11 protein-coding genes are annotated in these 22,410 nt (G+C 48.7%); 7 read left to right on the top strand and 4 right to left on the bottom strand.

Annotated elements, in window-relative coordinates; translation table 11 throughout:
• Nucleotides 1–97 precede the first annotated feature (97 nt).
• The 6 genes from MJZ26_06055 (at nt 98) to MJZ26_06030 (ending at nt 18,029) form a co-directional block, all read left to right on the top strand.
• Nucleotides 98–10,090 (top strand): cadherin repeat domain-containing protein, encoded by a 9,993-nt coding sequence (locus MJZ26_06055; GenBank protein MCQ2105338.1) that lies wholly within the window; start codon nt 98–100, stop codon nt 10,088–10,090.
• Between the two features lie 89 nt (nt 10,091–10,179).
• On the top strand, nt 10,180–10,509 hold the full coding sequence (locus tag MJZ26_06050; GenBank protein ID MCQ2105337.1) for a stress response translation initiation inhibitor YciH: 330 nt from the start codon (nt 10,180–10,182) through the stop codon (nt 10,507–10,509).
• Nucleotides 10,510–10,598: 89 nt separating this feature from the next.
• Nucleotides 10,599–12,206, top strand: a complete 1,608-nt coding sequence (locus MJZ26_06045) for a FecR family protein (protein ID MCQ2105336.1) — start codon at nt 10,599–10,601, stop codon at nt 12,204–12,206.
• Nucleotides 12,207–12,250: 44 nt separating this feature from the next.
• Nucleotides 12,251–15,304 carry a right-handed parallel beta-helix repeat-containing protein gene (locus MJZ26_06040; GenBank protein ID MCQ2105335.1) on the top strand — a complete coding sequence of 1,018 codons (3,054 nt, stop codon included), beginning with the start codon at nt 12,251–12,253 and terminating at the stop codon, nt 15,302–15,304.
• 1 nt (nt 15,305) lies between these two features.
• On the top strand, nt 15,306–16,133 hold the full coding sequence (locus MJZ26_06035; protein ID MCQ2105334.1) for a deoxyribonuclease IV: 828 nt from the start codon (nt 15,306–15,308) through the stop codon (nt 16,131–16,133).
• Nucleotides 16,134–16,313: 180 nt separating this feature from the next.
• Entirely contained in the window at nt 16,314–18,029 is a 1,716-nt protein-coding gene (locus tag MJZ26_06030; protein ID MCQ2105333.1) for a glycoside hydrolase family 9 protein, read from the top strand.
• Between the two features lie 12 nt (nt 18,030–18,041).
• Here MJZ26_06030 and MJZ26_06025 read toward each other — a convergent pair whose 3' ends face one another.
• From MJZ26_06025 to MJZ26_06010, 4 genes are all read right to left on the bottom strand, one after another.
• Nucleotides 18,042–18,893: a YdcF family protein gene (locus MJZ26_06025; protein ID MCQ2105332.1), complete on the bottom strand. Its 852-nt coding sequence runs from the start codon at nt 18,891–18,893 to the stop codon at nt 18,042–18,044.
• A gap of 1 nt (nt 18,894) precedes the next feature.
• Nucleotides 18,895–19,329, bottom strand: coding sequence for a ribosomal protein S18-alanine N-acetyltransferase (gene rimI / locus MJZ26_06020; protein MCQ2105331.1), 435 nt, complete (start codon nt 19,327–19,329; stop codon nt 18,895–18,897).
• A gap of 18 nt (nt 19,330–19,347) precedes the next feature.
• Nucleotides 19,348–19,992 (bottom strand): tRNA (adenosine(37)-N6)-threonylcarbamoyltransferase complex dimerization subunit type 1 TsaB, encoded by a 645-nt coding sequence (tsaB, locus tag MJZ26_06015; protein ID MCQ2105330.1) that lies wholly within the window; start codon nt 19,990–19,992, stop codon nt 19,348–19,350.
• 123 nt (nt 19,993–20,115) lie between these two features.
• A complete protein-coding gene (locus tag MJZ26_06010; GenBank protein MCQ2105329.1) occupies nt 20,116–21,150 on the bottom strand; it encodes a D-alanine--D-alanine ligase in 1,035 nt (344 codons plus the stop codon).
• A gap of 265 nt (nt 21,151–21,415) precedes the next feature.
• Here MJZ26_06010 and MJZ26_06005 point away from each other — a divergent pair, with 265 nt between their 5' ends.
• The gene (locus MJZ26_06005) at nt 21,416–22,336 is read left to right on the top strand and encodes an NAD(P)-dependent oxidoreductase (protein ID MCQ2105328.1); all 921 of its coding nucleotides are present in this window, start codon (nt 21,416–21,418) and stop codon (nt 22,334–22,336) included.
• Nucleotides 22,337–22,410: the final 74 nt, after the last annotated feature.

The raw sequence follows: 22,410 nt of genomic DNA, 5'->3' as shown, positions 1-22,410 counted from the left end.
CTATATTTAAAGTTTGAAAATGTGTAAAAATTAGTACTTGTTTCTTATATTCCAATATGGAATAAGTGCTGATGAATTTCATCGAAGGAGATGAAATATGAGTTTTGGAAAGAATTTGCTTAGAAAATTGACCCTGGCCTTGGCTATGGTGGTACCTGCAATGGCTGCGGATGTAGCTCCGTTGTACTTTGACGGTATCGATGATTCCAAGCAGCAGGGCTTCTGGGAAGACCTGATGAAGTACAAGATGTTTGGTGCCCATGGAATCAACTTCTCTGGTCAGCAAATCCTTGTACCGGATAAGTCTGGTTGGTTTGGTACTGCGGATGGTAACCTTGACCTGCATAATGGTAACAACAAGCATACTATCGGTGGTCCGGTGCTTGTTGGTGGTAACCTGATCATGAGTGATGGAAATGACTCCTTGACCTCAGGTCCGGTTCGTGTCCTTGGGAATATCACCATCAACCAGGAGGCCAACTGGCGTGGTTCTGCAAACCTTATTTTGGGGACGCAGTGTGTAAAGGGGACAGCGAATAATGAATACCTCAAGGCTCATAACGATCCTGACCATCAGTTTGTGGGTGCGGAGTACGAAAACTGTCCTTCAACTGTTCCGCAGATTAACACTGATTTGAGGATCCCGAAGCTTGGAGCTAACGAAGCTGTTGTTTATCCGGCTATCGAGACAAATAATAACCGCGACCAACTCAAGGGTGCTGCATATCCTTTCGGTCATCCGACGATTGATGTTCCTAAGGGTGCTGGCACATACGACATCATTATCGACCATATCCAGTTTACGAACGAGAACCTTCTTGAAGTTCGCATGCCCTATGGTGGTCGTCTGACTAGAATTTTCCTCACCAATGGCTTCAAGGGAGGTATTCCTTCTCATAACCAGATTATCGTGTCTTATATGGACAAGGATGCTGTGTATGATGAAGAAAAACTCCAGTGGGTGTCCGGTTCTGCAACTCCTGTCAAGAATTCCGATTACGCCGGAAATCTTTTGTTCTATACGACGGAAAATATTGACTGGGCTGCAATGCAGAAAGGCGATGTTATTCAGGGAACCTTTATTTCTACGGGCACAATCACTGTAAGGCAGTCCATGACTTTGGCTGGTCAGTTGCTCGCTGACGTCATTGACGTTAATGCTTTCTTTGATGGCTCTGGCTTCCGCTATGTGCCGTTCGATCCTCCTATCCTTGGCTTTACTCCCGAGGTTTTTGCTTCTCTGGTCTTTAAGGAAAACGATACCTTCGTGCCGGTTCCTGTTAAGCTGAGTGAAAAGACTAAGGTCAACGTCTACTTCGACTACTGCTTTGAATATTTGACTAACGAATATTCGAATGTTGCCAGTGCAGCAGATATTACCGTTGATCAATCTGAAGTGAACCCCTATCCGTTCCCGCTTTGCTCCGAAAATAAGGCTGCCCAGGTTGTTATCTGGGCTGGTACCGATTCTGCTGACGTGAATAGCAGAAACGAAAGCATTCACATTAATGTGAAAATTGATGACGTGGTTGAACCTGACGAAATGATTCGTCTTCATGTGATGAACTTGAGTGGCGCCGTGCTTGATGGCAACGTCCGTGAAGGTTATTTTGACTTGAGATTGCAGGATGCTCAGAAAAATCCGTCTACCAAGCCGGCTTCTGTTCGCATGCTAGAGGACCATATTCACGCATTCTCAGCAGAAGATTTCTTCTATAAGGGCATGTATGAACAGAGTGGTATCACCATTACAGTACTTCCTGAAAAGGGCGTTCTCACTCTTGGAGGAGAACCTGTTGTTGCTGGATCCTTTATTGCTTTGGAACGTTTGGCCAATGGTGATTTCAAGTACATCAATGACAAAGATGAGTACAGTCGTGATGGCGTTTACACAACGTTTGTATTTACTGTGATGGATGTGGAAGGAAATTCCTCCGTTTCGAAACAAGATAGTGATTTGGGGTTGATTTCAATTCATGTTGATCCAGAAAACGATCCGCCGGTGTTGAATGAATCTGTAATTCTGGTTGGTGAAAACACTCATAAGGTTGAAGGTTCCATTACCGCAACCGACGTGGAAAAGGATTCTCCTGTTGCAGAAACAGAACCTCGTGATGTAATGAAGTATGAACTCAGCAAGGCCTTCGATGAGGATTATACTGAAGAATACTACAACATTGTGTCTGCTCTGTTTGAAGTCAATGAAGACGGCTCTGTTTCTGTAAAGAGCACTGCTGAACTTGATTTTGAAACTCTGCCTACCTATACACTGAAAGTTACTGTAACGGATGATGCCGCAACCACTGATGGAAACGGCAAGAAGAGCCATACTGGTCTCGTAACAATTTCTCTCGTTGATGAAAATGACGCTCCCGAAGCTGAGGAACAGTTCTTTACAGTTCCGGAAGATGCAAAGGGTGTCCGTGTTCATACCGTCGTACCTGAAGACGGTGATCCGGTTGCAGATGAAGATGATGGTCGTTTTATCGCAACGGATCCGGATAAGAACAGCGCAATTAAGACCTTCGCTGAACTTACCTACTCCATTCATGCTGTGGAAGGTTCCGATGAAGATTTGCCGTTTGTAATTGATGAAAATGGCGTTATCTACGTTAAGGAAGATGCTGAACTTGATTACGAAAAGGATAGCATCTATGTTGTACGTGTTCTAGTTTCTGATGGTGGCGATGGCGAAGATCCTGCTACGATTAAGGGAACTTCTGTTGAGGTGACTATCAAGTTGAGCGATGTCAACGAAAAGCCCGAGTTCGACGATGACGGTAAGCCCAGCTATGTTGTTCGTGAAAATGCTCCTGTAGATACCGTTCTCAAGTCCTGGACTATCATTGACCCGGATAATGCAGAAACTGCAGAAAACATGTCTGTGACCCTGGTCGATAACGGTACTGTAGAAGGTGCTGTCAAGGCAAACGATATCTTTGGCGTCGAGGTCTATAAGGGCGAAGACAATGCTCTGCATGTAAATCTGTTCGTTAAGAACAACGGTGACGAGACTGCCGAGATTAATGAACTTCTTGACTTTGAAGAAATTCTTAAGGCCAATGGTGATTCCGTCTTCAATGTGACCATTACCTTGACTGACCATGACGGCAAGACTGCAACCTTGACCAAGGACATCGTTGTTCTTGATGAAAACGAAGAAAACGTAGTTGCTGAAAATCAAGTATTTAAAGTTGGTGAACTTGCTACAGAAGGAACCAAGGTTCTTCCCGAGGGTTGGGTGAAGGAAGGTGACAAGGAAGGCGTCAGCGCTTCCGACATTGACCGCGATACCGTGCCCAATGGTACCTTGGTTTACACGATTGAAGACAACAGGTACTTTGATATCGATCCTGAAACCGGTGTGATCACCGTGAAGAAGGGTGCTGAATTTGACCACGAAACTCAGCCGACTATTGAGGTGAAGATTACCGTTGCCGATAAGGGCGAACCTTCCAAGTCCTCTAAAGCTGTAGTGACTGTCAAGATTGGTGATGAAAACGAAACTCCTAAGTTCAACGATGACGGTAAGCCTAGCTATGTCATTAGCGAAAATGCTCCTGTTAAAACCATTCTCAAATCCTGGACAATCATTGACCCGGATGAAGCAGAAACTGCAGAAAACGTGTCTGTGACCCTGGTCGATAACGGTACTGTAGAAGGTGCTGTCAAGGCGACCGACATCTTTGACGTCAAGGTCTATAAGGGCGATGACGACTCCCTGCATGTAGACCTGTTCGTTAAGAACAACGGTGACGAGACTGCCGAGATTAATGAACTTCTGGACTTTGAAGAAATCCTTAAGGCCAATGGCGATTCCGTCTTCAATGTGACCATTACCCTGACCGACCATGACAACGAATCTGTTTCCTTGACCAAGGACATTATTGTTCTTGATGAAAACGAAGAAAACGTAGTCGCTGAAGGTCAGGTGTTCGCAGTGAGCGAATTTGCCAAGGGTGGTGACAAGGCTCTTCCCGATGGTTGGAAGAAGGGCGATAAGGAAGGCGTCAACGCCTCTGATATTGACCGCGATACCGTGCCCAATGGTACCTTGGTTTATACTATTGAAGACAACAAGTACTTTGACATTGATCCTGAAACCGGTGTGATTACCGTGAAGAAGGATGCAGAATTCGATTATGAAACTCAGCCGTCTATTGAGGTGAAGATTACCGTTGCCGATAAGGGCGAACCTTCCAAGTCCTCTGAAGCTACAGTGACCATCAAGATTAATGATGAAAACGAAGATCCGACTATCGATGACGATGGCAAGCTGTTCTACGATGTTGAGGAAAACCGTCCTGTTGACTTTGTTATCAAGACCTGGCCGATTCACGACGAAGACGGCTACGATGGCCTTGAACAGCTCAGCGTTTCCTTCGTAGACAACAAGAAGGTTGACGGCAAGGTATCTGCTGAAGATCTGTTCGGTATCCGTCTGGTGTCTGATGACAATGATTCCATGTTCATCGAATTGTTCGTTAAGAACAATGGTGACGAGACCACTGAAATCAATGAACTTCTGGACTTTGAAGCTATCATGGATGCCCGTGGCGACTCCGTCTTCAACATCACCCTTACCCTTAAGGATACTCTTGATGGCGTAGCTTCCTTGACCAAGGATATTCATGTTCGCGACATTAACGAAGCTCCGACCTTCGTCAACAAGGAAGAACTCAAGAAGGATGGCCTTCGTGTTGATGAAAACTCCAAGATTGGCGACACCGTTGGCGTTGCTGTTGCAACCGACCCGGATAAGTGGGCTGAGCTCACTTACACCTTGGTTGATGGCGACGACAAGGACGGCAAGGGCGATGCAGAAATCTTCAAGGTTGATGCAAACGGCGTAATCACCGTTAACAAGGACAATGCCCTCGACTACGAAAAGGATAGCATCTACGTGGTCAAGGTTATCGTAACCGACAACGGTAAGGACCGTGGCTTTGAAAACATGGCCGACACCGTTACTGTGAAGATTACCCTGAACGACAAGAATGAAAATCCGGAAATCATCCCCGACGGTGACGGCGATGGCGATGACGACTCTGATGACAACTGCCTTGAAAATTGCGAAGACGATCCTAACGATCCGTCTGACGACAAGCGTGTTGTTACCGTGGGTATCGATGAAAACTCTCCGACCAATACCGTTGTCTTTGCCTACGTCGTAAAGGACGAAGACAAGGGTGACCTTGAAAAGCTTGCTGCCACCCTGGTTCAGGATGGTACCACCAAGCCTTACATTGCAGACTCTCTCTTCAAGATTGAAGTTGTGCCTGTGGATGAAGCATCTTCCAAGGTCGTGGTTTCTGTACGTGACGGCTCCAAGCTTGATTACGAAAAGATCGATTCTATTTACAATGTGTCTGTCATTGTTTACGACAAGACCGACAAGAATGTTGCCGACACCCTGGTCCGTATTATTAAGGTCAAGGACGTGAACGAAGCCCCGACCTTCGTCAACAAGGAAGAACTCAAGAAGGATGGCCTCCGTGTTGATGAAAATTCCAAGATTGGCGACACCGTTGGCGTAGCTGTTGCAACCGACCCGGATAAGTGGGCTGAACTCACTTACACTCTGGCCGATGGCGACGACAAGGACGGCAAGGGCGATGCAGAAATCTTCAAGGTTGACGCAAACGGCGTGATCACCGTTAACAAGGACAAGGCCCTCGACTACGAAAAGGATAGCGTCTACGTGGTCAAGGTTATCGTAACCGACAATGGTAAGGCTCATGGCTTCGAAAACATGGCCGATACCGTGGTTGTAACCATTACCTTGAACGACAAGAATGAAAATCCGGAAATCATCCCCGACGGTGACGGCGATGGCGATGACGACTCTGATGACAACTGCCTTGAAAATTGCGAAGACGATCCTAACGATCCGTCTGACGACAAGCGTGTTGTTACCGTGGGTATCGATGAAAACTCTCCGACCAATACCGTTGTCTTTGCCTACGTCGTAAAGGACGAAGACAAGGGTGACCTTGAAAAGCTTGCTGCCACCCTGGTTCAGGATGGTACCACCAAGCCTTACATTGCAGACTCTCTCTTCAAGATTGAAGTTGTGCCTGTGGATGAAGCATCTTCCAAGGTCGTGGTTTCTGTACGTGACGGCTCCAAGCTTGATTACGAAAAGATCGATTCTATTTACAATGTGTCTGTCATTGTTTACGACAAGACCGACAAGAATGTTGCCGACACCCTGGTCCGTATTATTAAGGTCAAGGACGTGAACGAAGCCCCGACCTTCGTCAACAAGGAAGAACTCAAGAAGGATGGCCTCCGTGTTGATGAAAATTCCAAGATTGGCGACACCGTTGGCGTAGCTGTTGCAACCGACCCGGATAAGTGGGCTGAACTCACTTACACTCTGGCCGATGGCGACGACAAGGACGGCAAGGGCGATGCAGAAATCTTCAAGGTTGACGCAAACGGCGTAATTACCGTTAACAAGGACAATGCCCTCGACTACGAAAAGGATAGTATCTACGTGGTCAAGGTTATCGTAACTGACAATGGTAAGGCTCATGGCTTCGAAAACATGGCTGACACCGTTACTGTGAAGATTACCTTGAACGACAAGGATGAAAACCCGACGATTGTGGTTGACGATGACGACAATGGTAAGGACGATACTGAAGACGACAAGAAGTGTGTTGCCAACTGCTCTAGCGGTAGCGGCGACAAGGATGGCAAGATCCTGACAGTCGGTGTGGAAGAAAACGTTCCGACCAATACCGTTGTGTTTGAGTATGTTGTTGAAGACCCGGATGAAGACCAGGTTACAAAGCTTGTTCCGACCTTGAAGGACGTCAACAAGACTGGTGTGGATTCCCTCTTCGATGTGAAATTGGCTAAGGATGGCGACAAGTATAAGGTTGTTGTATTCGTCAAGGATAGCAGCAAGCTTGACTACGAAACCATTAATCCGGAACACAAGGTTACCTTGATCGTGACCGACGCAACCGATCGTCAGGATTCCGTTGTCCGTATCATCAGTGTCATCGACGTGAACGAAGCTCCGGTCATTGTAAAGCAGGACTTCGAATTCCCGGAACACAACAAGAAGGGTTCCGTTGTGGATACCATCAAGTGGGGTGACGACCTGGATACAAAGGATCCGAGCTTCCGAGACAACATGGTCATTGCCGTCGGTGGCGATACCACTCTGTTCGCTGTTGACGAAGCTGGTGTTATCACGACCAAGAAGTCCTTCAACTACGAAGATGACAAGGATTCCTACATCCTGGTTGTGAAGGTCCAGGACAAGAAGCAGCCGGAACTCTTTGTGGTGGATACCATGCACATCGCCTTGACCAACATCAAGGAAGATCCGTACATTACTTCTACCGAATTTGAAATCCCCGAAAATCCGGGTAACAAGGACCTGATTGGCACCATTACCTCTGAAGACCTCGATGACCCGGAAAACAAGGAAGAACGTACTTATGCTCTGATCGGCACCAGCGAATTTGTGACTGTTACCGAAGATGGTAAGATCCTTGTTAAGGATAGCACCAAGTTTGATTACGAAACGACTCCGTCCTTCAATATCAAGGTTTCTGTAACTGATCCGACTGGCATCAAGAAGGATACTACCATTACTATTAAGGTTGGTGACGTAAACGAAGCTCCGACTGTTGATGACCAGAAGTTCACCGTGAACGAAAATATCAAGACCGGTGATTCTGTTGGCAAGATCGTAGCTGAAGATCCGGATACCAGGAAGGAATACAGCGAACTGACCTTCACTCCGATTTGCGAAACCGGTTCCAAGGCATGTGAAAAGTTCGATGTCAAGAAGGATGGTACCATCAAGGTTGCCGAACCTCTGGACTACGAAACCGACTCTGTCTACACTATCAAGGTTCAGGTTTCCGATGGTACTTATGCCGATACAGCAACAGTCACCATCAAGGTTAAGGATGTAATCGAAAAGTCTGTGGTTGAAATTACCAAGGTTGATAACTCTGATTCTACCTGGACCAAGAAGGACATCGCAGACCGTCACGACACCCTTTACACCAACATTCCTGACAACACCATTACTTGGACTCAGGATGGGGTAGAGATGTCTATGGATACCACTCTCCATGATGGTCCGAACTGCATCATTATCACCTATAAGGATCCGGCTAAGAACGAAGCTGGCTCTGATACCGTGGTAATCTTCTTTAGCGATGCAACTCCGATTGTTACTGTTACCGCAGGTTCCGATGCAACCGAAGCCGATAACATCTACACCGTTGTTCAGGGAACCGATAAGGCTGACACTAACATCTATGTCAACTCCAACAAGAACGACGTTGTTGTGACTGTGCTGGATCCTGCTTCTGGCAAGACCGATACGTTCACCGTCAAGGTTGACCTGGATACTGTACATGTATCTAAGGACACCTACACGCAGGTCAACAAGGTTAAGGGTGAGCTCATCCTGAATGAAAACCCGAGCTCTGGTGTTTCTCGCGTCCCGATGAACGACGATCAGGTCAAGGTTTCTTACGAAGAAAAGGTTGATGGAAAGACCTATACCGTATCTTACAACACGGACAAGTCTGGCAATCCTGTCAAGGTCCCCGTGGTTGGTAGCAAGGGCAAGATTGATTCCATCGAAGTGATTACCGTTTCCTACGTAACCACTATCGGTGGCAAGGATGTGACCATTTCCTACAAGGCTGACGCCTTGACTGGTGAAGCTCTGGTTACCGATACCGATGGTAACCTGCTGACTACCGCTGGTGTTGAGGCCATTAACAAGGATCCCAGCAAGAACCCCAACAAGAACCCCTCCAGCTCTAGCTCCGGCAGCCACAACTCTAGCTCTAGCAGCGGTTCTTCTAGCGGCTCCAATTCTGGTTCCAAGGTCCCGCAGATTTCCACTGGTGCTTTGACCGTGACTTACGACTATGTTGATGAAACCACTGGCAACACCGTGACTGTTAGCTACGTTGTTGACGAAAAGGGTAACATCATCAAGAACGACGAAGGCGATACCGGTTACAATGTATCCTACACCTTCGTGAACAAGTACGGCAATGCTGCTTCTACCTCTGTATTCATCGTTCTCGACAAGGTTGGCCCGAAGGTTGAAATTCTCAGCCCCGAAGGCGGTGCTGTAATCCGCTCCAACTTCGTGAACGTGGTCTGGTCTGTGGATGGCGTTATCCAGGATACCCTGACTACTCAGGGCCTTGAAAAGGGCTTCAACTCCATTGTCCGCTTCTATAAGGACAAGGCCGGCAACGAAGCTTCTGACACCATCTTCGTGATCATGAAGGACGGTAAGGATCTTGACGTGGCAGTGGTGAACCCGGTTACCGAGATGACCCAGGATCGCGTTGACAGATACTACGCTTCCAACCCGCCGAAGGAAGGTGAAACCTATGCTGTAAGCATTAAGAACCCCTCTACCGGTAAGGAAGTTGAAACCTTGATTGGTGGCTCCTTCGATACCAAGGAAGGCAGCGGCAAGGAACCGTATCCTGGCCACAGCTCTCACCTTGGCCCGACCCTCGCTATGGATGTGAAGCTCCCCATGGTGAATGACGTGGGTGGTATGGCTACCTTGGATGACTTGCTTAGCTCCGATGGCCTTGTTCCGCTGGAAGGCGTTGATGCCAAGAACAGTGAAAAGGTTACTGTTGAAGAATACGTTCGTGACTACTGCTCTGAAAAGTTCCAGAACAAGTTCAACAGCGACTTCAAGGGCAAGATTGACCAGGCTAACCTGTACAACTCCAAGATGGATGTTCACATCTGGATCTACACCAACCTGGGCGGCTTTGTGGATTACTACAGCTTCACTCAGAAGCTGAACGATCCTAGCTACACCAACGACGCTGCCTTGCTGAACGCATACTTCGAAATGAAACCGGATAAGGATGGCAACGTCCATACCGAAAACGGCAAGCTCCTTGCAACAGGTTCTTACCTGTACAAGGTTCAGGTCAACCTCCGTTCTGAACTGCAGTGTACCTTGCCGCCGGTTAAGGACCCCACTGGCAAGAAGAAGGGTGACGTGATCAAGACTAGCGAAGATATGCTGAAGCCCTTCGGTTACAAGCGTCCTCCTAAGAAGTAATCTTCACGAGTATTGAAAAGACCCGGACTTGGTTCCGGGTCTTTTTTTGCATCTGAGTTTAGCTATCTTTGAAGAAAAAAGGAGCCATTATGGGTATGGATGATCGTTACTCGCTGGTTTATTCAACAGAACAGGGCGGCCGCGTCAAGCAGGAAAAGCCTAAGGCCGAAAGACCCCAGGGCGATGGGATTGTCCGTATAACCTTGAAGCGCCTTGGTGGCGGTAAGATGGCTAGCGTTGTAACTGGAGTTCCACTGGATGAACCGGAGCTCAAGGAACTTGGCCGCGTGCTTAAGCAAAAGTGTGGTGTTGGCGGCTCTGTAAAGGACTTTGCCATTGAAATCCAAGGCGACAAGCGTAACGTGCTGAAGTCTGAACTGGAAAAACGCGGATACACTGTAAAACTGGCTGGCGGCTAGTTTTTGATATATATCACCTGTCTGAAAAATCCTTGACCGTTTTCGGGAAAAAAGGGTATTTTCAAAGTGTATATTAGCGGGGATTTACGATGTTCCAGAAACCTTTTCTTCGTGCCATGATTGCTTTGTCCATTGCTCCTGCAATGGCTTTGGCAGCCCAGTCTGTAGGTAAGGTTCGTTCGACTCTTGGTTCCGTCGAACGACTTAAGTTTAAGCAGGGTGAATGGGCTGCCTTGAGTGTTAATGCCAAGGTATATCAGTATGACCGAGTTAAGACAGGTGTTGAGTCCGAAGTGATTTTCAATTTTGTTGATGGCAGTACCATTAGCATTGCTGAAAACACCGAGGTGGAACTGGTCAATGTGTTGACTCCCAACGACAATGGTGGTTACGAAACGGAGCTTAACATCAAGAAAGGCCACTTGAACTTTGCTGTTCCCAAACTTCAGAATAAGAAATCCAACTTTAAGTTCAAGACCGGTACCGCAACTGCATCGATTCGCGGTACAGAAGGCTATGTGGGCGGTGAAGGTGTGTTCTTTGCAGGCTTGAAATCCGGTAAGCTTGAAATTGTTCCTAACGGTAGCTCAGAAAGTGTCTCCATCGTAGCAGGAGAAACTACCTTCGGCCTGGATTCCCTGGTTGTTGTAAAACTGGCTTCTTCCGGTGACGTCCGCTTTGCCAAGCGTCTTGAAAAGATCCTGAAGGAAAAGAAGCCTGTGAGCGAGCTGGTGGCTGATGTGCAGAAGGCGGACTCCGTATACCAGAAGGACTTGAAGGATGAAGCCGAAAAGGCTGCGGCTTCCGTTTCTGCCAACGGCTTTAACCTGTCGACACCCTCCGCGGTTGAAGTGTGCGGACAAGGCTTGAATATCGAAGGTTTCTATCGTACGTCCGACGAAAGCGCCTCCCTGGTTGTAAAGGTGGGTTCCTACCAGTCTGGAAACCTGATCAAGGCTGCCGACGGCGTTTCCCATTCCTTTGCGCATAAGATTGCCCTTACCGACGAAAATGGCCTGTGGAACGCGGACAAGGCGACTATTACGTTTGCTGGTGCCGGCGTTACCGAAACAAAGACGGTGAACCTTCAGGTGAACAAGGCCTGCGTCGAAGTGAACAGTATCGCTCCTGCGGTATCCATTTCTTCTTACGATTCCTTGCGCTGTGCCTCCCACATTTCGGTGAAGAACATGAAGAACGACGCAGGCGTACTTACCATTACCGCCGATGGGGCTCCTGTTTCCGAAGAGGCCATTGTCCGTAATGTCCAGAAGCGAATCAACCTTAAGGAAGGTCGTCATACGTATGTTATCGGAGTCGTGGATCAGGCTGGCAATGCGACCGAGGTCACTGAGTCCATGGGATGCTATCCGATAAAGAGATTCAATATTGATGTGGTGAATGCTCACAAGGAGGTTTTGTCTGTTCCTCCTCCGCCCAGGGATATTCCGGATCATATTTCTAAGACCTTGCAATTTAGGATTAAGCTGCCAGATAACAATCCTGAAGCGCTCTACAAGGTTGTCGTGAAGCAGAATGGCAAAATTATTTTGCAGGAAACTCTGGGGCAGATTCAAGATCTGGATTACCAGATTCCAGTTGAATTGAAGAGGGATGCCTTGAACCGATTTGACATTGAGGCCACCGCCAAGAGTGGTTACAAGGCAAAGGCGCGGAAGGTTTTTGAGGTCCGTTAATGGGATTTAGGTTATTTCTACTGCTTATTTTTATAGCACTCCATGTGAGTGCTTTTGCTGTTGATACGGAGTCTCGCCTAGGTGGCGTTGTTTCTGGATTTATCAAGAAAGACAAGTCTCCGTACATGGTTACCGAGACCATTGTTGTGCCTGAGGACAAGGCTCTTGTGGTTGAAGCCGGTGTAGAGTTTCGCTTTGCTGCTGAAACCGGTATCGATGTCCGTGGCGGTTCCTTGGCCATTGTGGGCGAAGCCAATAATCCTGTGACATTGACGGCTGCCGATGGGTCTCTGTGGAATGGTATTTCTATTACGGGCGTAAAGAGAACCGAAGTCCAGGGTGTTCATCTTTCCAATGCCGAGTTCGGTTTTGCTGTTGAAAGTGGCGCTTTGGAAATTCGTGATGCTGTTATCGAGAACACCAGGCGCGCTGCAGTTTTTGTGAAGAACAGTTCCGTTGATATTCAGTGGTCCAAGCTGCTGAACAACCAGGGTGCCGGTATCTGGACTGGCATTGCCGCCTCTGTGAATGTGGAAGGGTCTGTCCTGGCGCAGAATGAAATCGCCCTTGTTGCCGGGGAGGAGGCTTCCATCAACTTGCGTTATTCCAGACTGATGGAAAATAAAATTGCAATTCTTGATGCTGGCGACAATACCTTTAAGCAGCGCAATACCATTGTGATTGATAACGAGGTTGCCCTTGTATCTGCTGACCTGCCTTCCGAATCGATAAAGCAGTCCTTGGAACACAACAAGAAGGATCTGCAGAAAAATGTAGCCGAAACATTTGCGATTCTTGGTGATGAACCGGAAAATGTACACGCCGATAACACCAAGATTCTTAAGGTAGAGAATGCTGCTCGAGATTCTGTTTGGGAAAAGGCCGGACACATCGGTATGGGCATGGGTTACCATTTGGTGACGACTCGCCACAATCATTCTCATGAAGATTACATCTCGAATAGCGATACGGTTGCCGAGGGCGAACGCTACAAGAACTACTTCCAGACGCCAGGTGCCTTTGCCTACTGGACAGCAAATCTTGCCTTTACCTCTCCGGAAGGCGAAACTTTTGAATTTGCCGGTGATTTGACCAGCGACCGCTGGAACCGACTTGATGTTCGTTTCTTGCAGGCCGCATACACCGATGAAAGACAGAAGATTATTGTGGGCGACCTTTTTGCCAATGCAGGAGAACTTTATCTGAATGGCATCAATCTGTTTGGTGGCTTGTACGAATTGGGCCTGTTCAAGAACGCGGCGGATGAGCCGCTCTTTGTGGGAACAGCCTTTGCTGGTGAATATAAGGCTCCTGTCAAGGAAGGTAGTAGAAATCCCAGTGCCTACAATGACTATACGGAAGATGGCGAAGCCGAGGCCCAGACCATTGTTGTGGGTGGCAAGCTTCGCTGGAACATGCACCGCCGTTTTAATGGAACCCTTGGCTTTGTTGGAAGCAAGGATCTTCTTGATGACCCCCTGCTGAGAGACGGCATGTCTGAAAATACAAACACGGCAAGTCCCTTGGTAACGTCAAGAACATTTTTTGCTGATGGTAACTGGCTTGTATACCCGGGTGATATCAAGCTGAATGGACAGGTTTCTGTTGGTTCTGCAGATACGGCGAATGCAGCAAAGATTCGCGCTGTGAACAGGGAATTTGCCAGCGCTGGCCTGGATGCGTCGAATTTCGCCCTTCTGAATAAACTGATGAAGAATCCAAACGAGGTAAATCGACTTACTTCGGAACAGCTGGAATCCATCTTTGGCGAGAATGTCCAGAAGACCGATCGTGAAAAGCGTGAGGAACTTAGAAGGGTTCTGGAAAGAGCGCGTGAAGTAGCCAAGAAGGATTCTAAGGATGATGAGGTTAAGCCGAACCATAAGGATTTCTGGAATTACGAACACTGGGCTGTTGCTGGTTCTTACCAGTGGTCTAATGCCAATACCTTTATCGAGGGATATCTGAGATACGTTGGTAGTGAATACTATAGCGCCGGATCTCCGGATTTGCTGCAGAATTCAAGAATGGTTGGCGGTAACTTTAGACAGAATATCAGTGATTTCTGGAAGTTCGGTTTTGGCTACGAGATGAATGTCGAAAATGCGGCCGATACTGCTGATGGCTACAACATCTTTGGCATGGGGGAGGGTACCCAGTGGGGCATGTTCTCCGGTGCAGAGGATGAGTGGCTCAAGAAACATGAGCAGGACGAAAACAGAACTCTCTATATTCACGACGCCTATGTGAATAACGAGTTCAAACTGAATGACCGAATTTCCATGTTGGTCAAGTATGCGGTGAACTACAGAACCCGCAGTACAAACCAGCGCCTGTATTCCAACTACAGTCTTTCTTCTGGAATCTATGACGACCCCTGGTTTAATGCTGTCAAGGGTAAGCCTGTGATGCAGGTAGTTGAAGATGGCGATACTGTCGAAATCGACTCCGTACGTTGGGCCAAGTACTACGCCCTTTCCGATGAGGAATATTTGGCCACCCAGTTCAATGAAAACCTGTTGAAGAATATTGTTGAACTTGGTTTTGTGTTCAAGCTTCCGAAGAATGTTCTTAGGGTGTCTGGCGCCTGGACCTTCAGGAATGATCTTTCCAAGTTTGAGCAGGACGACCTGATTGAAGATCTTGACTTTAAGGACGAAACATTTGGAATCCTGGGGTATCATTTCCATGGCGGTGATTACTTCGAACAGCGTTACCCTGTTTCCCTGACGACGCAGGTTGGGGGCTTCCGGAATGTCCTGGCTGTGGTACCTCGCTACAAGATTTACAATCGAAACGAAATGCGTGAATTTGAATGGGCCCTCGCTGAAAACATGACCATTCCACTTTCTGAAGATTTCCTTGACTTGAACCTGACAGGAAATATCCGTCAGAATTTCCTGAATTACGAAATCGACAATGAAAAGTTTGATGAGATGGAATTGGACGTTGATGCAATTGCTGCGCTGACAGTCCATCATTCTCCCCGTCTATACACCATTTGGACCTTGGGCGCCATCTTTAATTACCGCCCCGATAGCAGGGCTGACGAATACAGGGATTTGTACGGCATGGTCTCCTTGAATTACGAGTTCTAGCATGCATATTGGTTGCCATTTGTCTAGCTCTGATGGCTTTTATGCCATGGGACGAACCGCCCTTTCCATTGGGGCGGATACCTTCCAGTTTTTTACCCGCAATCCTCGTGGCGGTTCCGCAAAGCCCTTTGACAAGGCGGATGCCGCCAAGCTTGTGACCTTGCTGGAAGAAAATCACTTTGCCCCGATTTTGGCCCACGCTCCCTATACTTTGAATCCCTGTGCCGCCGACGAGGGGCTTCGTCAGTATGCTTTGGACGTGATGCGGGATGACCTTTTCCGTATGGATCATTTCCCTGGCGCCATGTACAATTTTCACCCCGGCAGCCATGTGAAGCAGGGTGTGGACGTGGGAATTGAATATATAACGGCCATGCTGAATCAATTGCTGAAGCCTGAACACAAGACCACGGTTCTGCTGGAAACCATGGCGGGCAAGGGTTCCGAGGTTGGCCGAACTTTCGAGGAACTGCGACAGATTCTGGACCGAGTGAATCTTTCTGAAAAGATGGGCGTTTGTTTGGATACCTGCCATGTATTTGATGGTGGTTACAACATTGTGGACCATCTGGACGAAGTGCTGGAACAGTTCGACAAGATTGTGGGGCTTGGCCGTTTGAAGGCGATTCATCTGAATGACAGCAAGAATCCGATGGGTAGCCATAAGGACCGTCATGAGGTGATTGGCGGGGGCTTTATCGGTCTTGAGGCTCTTGTAAGGGTGGTAAATCATCCTGTTTTGAAGAATTTGCCTTTTTACCTGGAAACGCCCAATGAACTGCCCGGTTATGCGGCAGAAATTGCCCTGCTGAGAGGCAAGGCTAAGTAGCTTTACGTCGCCAGGATGGCTTCGGAACATCGCCAAGATGGCTTTGGAACGTTGCCGAGGTGGCTTCGGAACGTCGCCAAGATGGCTTTGAAACGTCGCCGAGGTGGTGGTTCCGCCGGTAAACGGAAAATCCCTTGAATTGGGTGGTTTCATTTTCTCTAAATATCTAAATCTTAGGGCATGCAAGATCTTGTCCGTTATCCTGTCCGTTATAACCACGTGGGCTATGTTCCCTGTGGTCCTAAGGTGTTCTTTGTCGTACCAACTTTAATTGATGTATTGAAGTCAGAAAGCTCTGAAAAACTGGTGGCAAAGAATTTTGGTTTTAGGGTGGAAACGGTGGTTGATGGAGCGGTCGCATTTGAGGGACTGCTTCGCGAGGGATCCTTTGAACATTCTGGTGTCTGCGAGTATTCCAACGAAAATCTCTGGAGCGGAGATTTCTCGAAACTGAATGTTTCGGGGGAGTACCGCATCCAGATTGTATTTGACGGCAAGGTTGTATTTACCACAGAAAAGTTTGAAATTTCTGACAGTTGGATTGAACGCCAGCTGAAGGCCAACATCAAGTCCTTCTACTACCAGCGTAGTGGCGTTGAACTGCCCGAGGAATTTGCCGGAAAGTGGGCAAGACCTGCGGCTCATTTTGACGACTGCATTGGATTCCACAAGATGATGAATCGTGAGGGAACCTGGAATGCCCACGGCGGCTGGTATGACGCCGGTGACTACGGCAAGTACATCGTGAATGGCGGCGTTTCCGTAGGGACCATGCTTCTTGCTTGCAGTGTTTGCGATGGACGAGTTGATCCCAAGAAATGCAGTACGGATTTTGTGAACGTGGGCGGCACCTTTGAATTGCCCACTAGCCTGAAGGAAGAGCTGCGCTTTGAACTGGATTTCTTTGCCCGCATGCAGGATTCCGACGGCGGCGTCTTCTTTAAGGTAAGCCCTGAGCATTGGGACGGATTTATCTCGCCTAAGGATTCCGACCTGCTGCAGAAGCGCTTGATCCTTGGAAAGTCCACCACGTCTACGCTGAACTTTGCTGGCGTTATGGCGGCAGCCTGCGGTGTCTTCCGTAGTACTGACGAACGCTTCGCGGGGCAGTGCCTGCAGGCGGCTGAGCGTGCCTACCGCTGGGCCGTGGAACATCCCGACGCGGAATGGCCCCATAATACCGAGGGAAGCGGCGGCTACGGCGACGAACATGTGGATGACGAATTCTTCTGGGCTCGCGTGGCCTTGTTCTGCAACGGTTCCTTCGGGGAACTGAAGGATCAGATTGTTCGCGACATGGAGCAGAATCCGCCTAACTTTGGCGTGGACTGGCGTGACACCCAGAACATGGGCTGGATGTTGCTTGCCTTGCAGGATAAGGACCTTGAATTGCAGCGAAAGGCCAGAGAAACCCTGGAGAAGGTGGCTGCAGAAATTATCCGTCTGCAGAAGGCTGATCCCTATGGAATTTCCATCCGCAGGTTTATCTGGGGCAGTAACGGCGAAATCAGTAATCACGCCTTGACGCTTGCTGTTGTATCAACCTGGCGAAAGGAAGTGGACGGTGAAATCCTGCCGGACTGGTGCCGCGAACAGCTGAACTTTGTGTACGGTCGAAATCCCGTGAACCGCAGTTTTGTAACCGGTTCCGCCTGGAGTTCTCCCATGCACGTTCATCACCGCCTTAGCCATTCCGATGGAGTTAAGGAACCTATCCCTGGGCTTCTTGCTGGAGGCCTGAACAAGGATCGCCAGGACATGCATCGTGCGCCCCATTATCCCAGCTTGCTGGAAGGCCATTCCTATACGGATGAACGCTGTTCCTTTGCCAGTAACGAAACGGCCATCAACTGGAATTCCCCGCTGACAGCCGTGCTTTCGATACTTTGTTTGTAATTTATTTAGGATTTAGTTCTTCTTTGTAGAATCCTTGACTGCGGTCGTATCTGTTTTCACAGAATCGGCTGCAGTTTTTTCGTCTGGTTCTGTTGCTGCAACTTCCTTGATCTTTTCCTGAACCTTGGGAAGCAAGTCCTGTAGATTAACGATGGGATCCTTCTGCCTTTCAAATTCAGCAACAGTGACGATTGGCCTGTAGAAGGTGGAATCAGCTGGAGTCAAAATTCCGGAGGGCCAAAGGTCAATGTACGAGACGGCGAGAGCCGCCCATTCTCGAATCCAGTTCTTGCGGGACTCGCGGTTGGTGTACCAGGAGTCGGCGTCGTACATGTAGTGGTGAATGTCTGCGGTGTAATACACTGGACGTTCTCCAGAAAGTGCGGAGAAGATTCGCTTGACTCTGTGGGTTGCAGGAGCGGATGTCAGCAGCAGAACGGTGTCTGCCTTTCGGGCCTTGAGCCAGGGAATTACGGTGTAGGCTTCACCGATGGTGGAGGCGTCATCGTGAACGGCCATGAATACAGCGTTGCTGTCGAAGGATCCCAGTTGCATAAAGTCGTCTACGTAGAATTCGGCATTGCTACGGTTTCTAAAGTTTCGACGTCCGAGAATCAAGATGGAATCTGCACGGCCTTGGTTCAGCAGGTTTGCGGCAAAGTCGGAACGTTCCATGTCTGCGGATTGTCCATCAAGAACAACAACCCATTTTACATGATCAAATTCATCGTCGTCCACAAGCCAGTGACCGCTCTTGGTCATGACGAGATAAAATGCTGCAACAAGCAGAATCAAGACTCCAGCGGCAATTGCCGTAATTCTCTTGAAGATTTTCTTGTCGTGTGATTTTGTGTTTCTGGACAAATTAAGCCTCTAGCTTGTAAAGTGCGGCGTTCTCACCGTCTGAGTAATAATTCTTGCGGGTGCCAAAAAGCTTGAACCCATGTTTCTCGTAGAACTTGCGGGCCTTTTCGTTATGTTCCTTGACTTCAAGGAAACAGGCGTCCCCTGCGGCAAGGTCCAGATTTTCGAGTCCGGCTTTCAACAACTTCTCGCCAATGCCGGACCGCTGCAGGCTTGCATCAACGGCAATGCTGAGCAGTTCTGAATCTGACCCCATCAGGTGGAAAATGGCGTAGCCGGCAATATTCCCTTCGCCCAGTTCGTCCACGATACAGTAGGCGTAGCTGGCCTTTATTTCAGAAGCGAACTGCTTTTCGTTCCATTCCTGGAAGGCCAGAGCATTCTGGATTTCAAGGATGGCGGGAACGTCCTGGATTTCCATTTTCCGGATGGACATGTAACTCTCGCAGTTGCCCTAGTGCAGCTTCTCGAAGTAGGAGGGCTGGATGTAGTTGGCTTCCTGGATCAGGCTTGCCTTAACCTTGTCAAAGAGGGGAGACCAGGCTGAAAGAGGTTGTGCCTTTTCGTTTGCAATCACGGTGCCTGCGGCTTCCAGGGATTTAACAGTTTCGCTGAGGGCTTCGTCGGCAAGGGCTGCATCGTCGAGGACGATTGCCTTGGGGCTTGCGGCCTTGAGTTGGGCGATTACTTCTTCTGTGGGAATGAAACTTTCGGCTTCGTTCAGACGCAGGTACCAGTAACCGCTACGGGCGCGGATTACAACGGCTGCGTCTTTGTCGTTGGCGGAACCAAAGCAGGCAAGTGCCTGCAAGGTGCTGACACCGTATAGCTCGCGTTTGCCGCTGAAGCAAAGCCCTTGGCAGAAGGCGACACCGGTACGTAAACCGCTGAAGGAGCCGGGGCCGACTGTAACCATGACGCGCTTTACATCGTCAAGAGTTGCTCCGACTCGGTTAAGTAGTTCGTCCATGATTGCAGAGGCGGTTTCGCCACGTGCGGCTCCATCTACGGTTTCTTCGTAAATGGACTTTTCTGCGCAATGCAGAGCCATGGAAATTCCCTTGCGGGAGGTGTCTACAAATAAGTCTAAGTTCATCATAAAATTAACAATGAACAATTAATAATTAACAATTGTCATAATGGCAGCTTCGCTGCTTTTTTATGAGTACGGCAAAGCCGTACCATTATAACCATTGTTCATCGTTCATTTTTTAATTGTTCATTATCTCTTAATATACAGGCTCTTTTCGATGATCATGTCGATGAGCTGGCTGTAGGTAATTCCGTTGCATGCGGCCTGCTGGGGCAGGAGGCTCGTGGGAGTCATGCCGGGCAGGGTGTTGGTTTCAATGGCGTACAGTTCGCCGTCTTTGGTAATACGGACGTCGGTACGGCTGTAGCCTGCGCCGCCCAGAGCGTAGTGAGCGTTCTTCACCAGTTCCTGAATGCGTGCGGTAAGTTCCGGCGCAAATTCTGCGGGGGTCACTTCCTGGCATTCGCCGTTGTACTTGGCTTCGTAGTCGAAGTATTCACGGGTGGTCATGCGCATTTCTGTAGGAGGCAGGGGCTTTTCGCCTTCGATGTAGCCGCAGCTTGCTTCGCCACCGGCGATGAACTTTTCGCAGAGGAGGCGGTTGGAATCCTTGAACAGGTCCTGAGCAATCTTGCCTGCTTCGTCAAGATCCTTGGCGATACCGATACCGATGGAGGAACCGCCCAGAGGATCCTTGATGACCAGGGGGAATCCAAGTTCGTCAGAAACCTTCACCAGGGTGTCGCCAGTAAAGTCGTGCTTCCAGATGACCTTGTAGTCCGGAGTGGGGATGCCGTTTGCGCGGTAGATTTCCTTGGACTTGATCTTGTCCATGGCGAGAGCGGAAGCCAAAAGGCCGCAACCGGTGTAGGGAATTCCCCAGTTTTCAAGCAAGGCCTGGATATGGCCATCTTCGCCCCATTTGCCGTGGAGGGCGAGGAATGCAATGTCTGCATCCGGCAGTTCAGAGAGGGCCGGGTTCTTCTTGGTGTTGGCTGCCGTGCCTTCGAGACCGCGGAAGTAGTTCACGCTGAAGTTGTCCTTCTGGTAGGGGGACAGTTCGCGGGAAGACCAGTGCCAGGTGCCGTCCTTGTCGATAAGCACCGGATGGATATTGTACTTGTCCGGATTCATGGCGCGGACCACACCGGTACCGCTGACCACAGAAACATCATGCTCGGTGGAAGGACCACCCATCAGAACGAGAACGCGCATACGTGCCATATAAAACCTCTTGGAAATCTTACGATAAAAATGTAGCAAAAGATAGGGGAGAGGATAAAGGAGAAAGGATAAAGGTGAAGGATGAAGAATGAAAAATGAAGGATGAAGGATGAAAGATGAAAGATGATCAATTCGTAATTCGTAATTCATAATTCATAATTGAAGTCTCGTGCCTTCGCAAAGTGGTTACGGGGGGAAACTTTTTTGTGTTTAGAGTTGTTGTTTCTGGGTTTTGCTATATATATTTTTAGGAAAAGAGGTTTTTATGAAAGTTTTTGTAACCGGTGGAACAGGTTTTATTGGTCATTATGTGGTCAAGGCTCTTTTGGCCAAGGGTCACGAGGTTGTGATTGCCACACGTCATCCCAACAAGGTCCCTAGCCTTAAGGCTCAGCCCAACGTGAGTTTCGTTGAATGCTCCCTTACCGATTTTGACAAAATCGCCGCCGGTCTCGAAGGCTGTGACGCCTGTATCCATATTGCCCTTGGCTGGGGCGAGACTCCTGCCACCATGCTGATGAATGATACACGCGCTACGGTGAACATTCTTGAAAGTGCTGCCAAGGCGGGCTGCCTGAAGTTCATCTACACCAGTAGTACCGCCGCCATGGGCCGTATGCGCCCGGTGATGCGCGAAGTGACCTCCAACCTTCCCGTAGATCTTTATGGTGCCACCAAGGCTGCCGGCGAGGCCTTCGTCTTGGGCTTTGCCCATGGTTATGGTACAAGCTTCCCCGAAGTGAAGATGACCAGAAACATTATCCGTCCGGGCTATACCTTCGGCAACCCTGCCTATATCGATGGCTGCTGCCAGCCGGACCGTCGCTTCTTTGACATGGCTCGTGCCGTCAAGGAAGGTCGCGATATCAACCTGATCAAGAATGATGGAACCCAGTTTATTCATGCAAGCCAGCAGGCAGAACTTTATGTTCGATTGCTGGAATCCGACAAGAACGAAGAAATCTACCTGGGTCTTGGCGACGTATGGATTGGCTGGAAGGAAATTGCCGAGATGATGCTTTCCTTGAAGCCCGATACAAAGTCCAAGATTGTAGAAACCGACCTGGGCTGGGGCGATACTCCCATGCGCTTTGAAGTCGGTAAGATCAAGGACCAGTTCGGCCTGGTATTCGATGCCCACGACTTCATGATGGATCATGTGAAGTGGACCTTCGACCAGGTGTAGTAAAAAAAGGCTTTCCATTTGATGTGAACCCCGAAAGTTGGACACAACTTTCGGGGTTTTCATGTATAAAGAAT

The sequence above is a fragment of the Fibrobacter sp. genome, from assembly GCA_024398965.1.
In the GTDB taxonomy this organism is placed as follows: Bacteria; Fibrobacterota; Fibrobacteria; order Fibrobacterales; family Fibrobacteraceae; genus Fibrobacter.
Note: the sequence above shows the minus strand (reverse complement) of the source record. Positions and strands in the feature narration are given on the sequence as shown.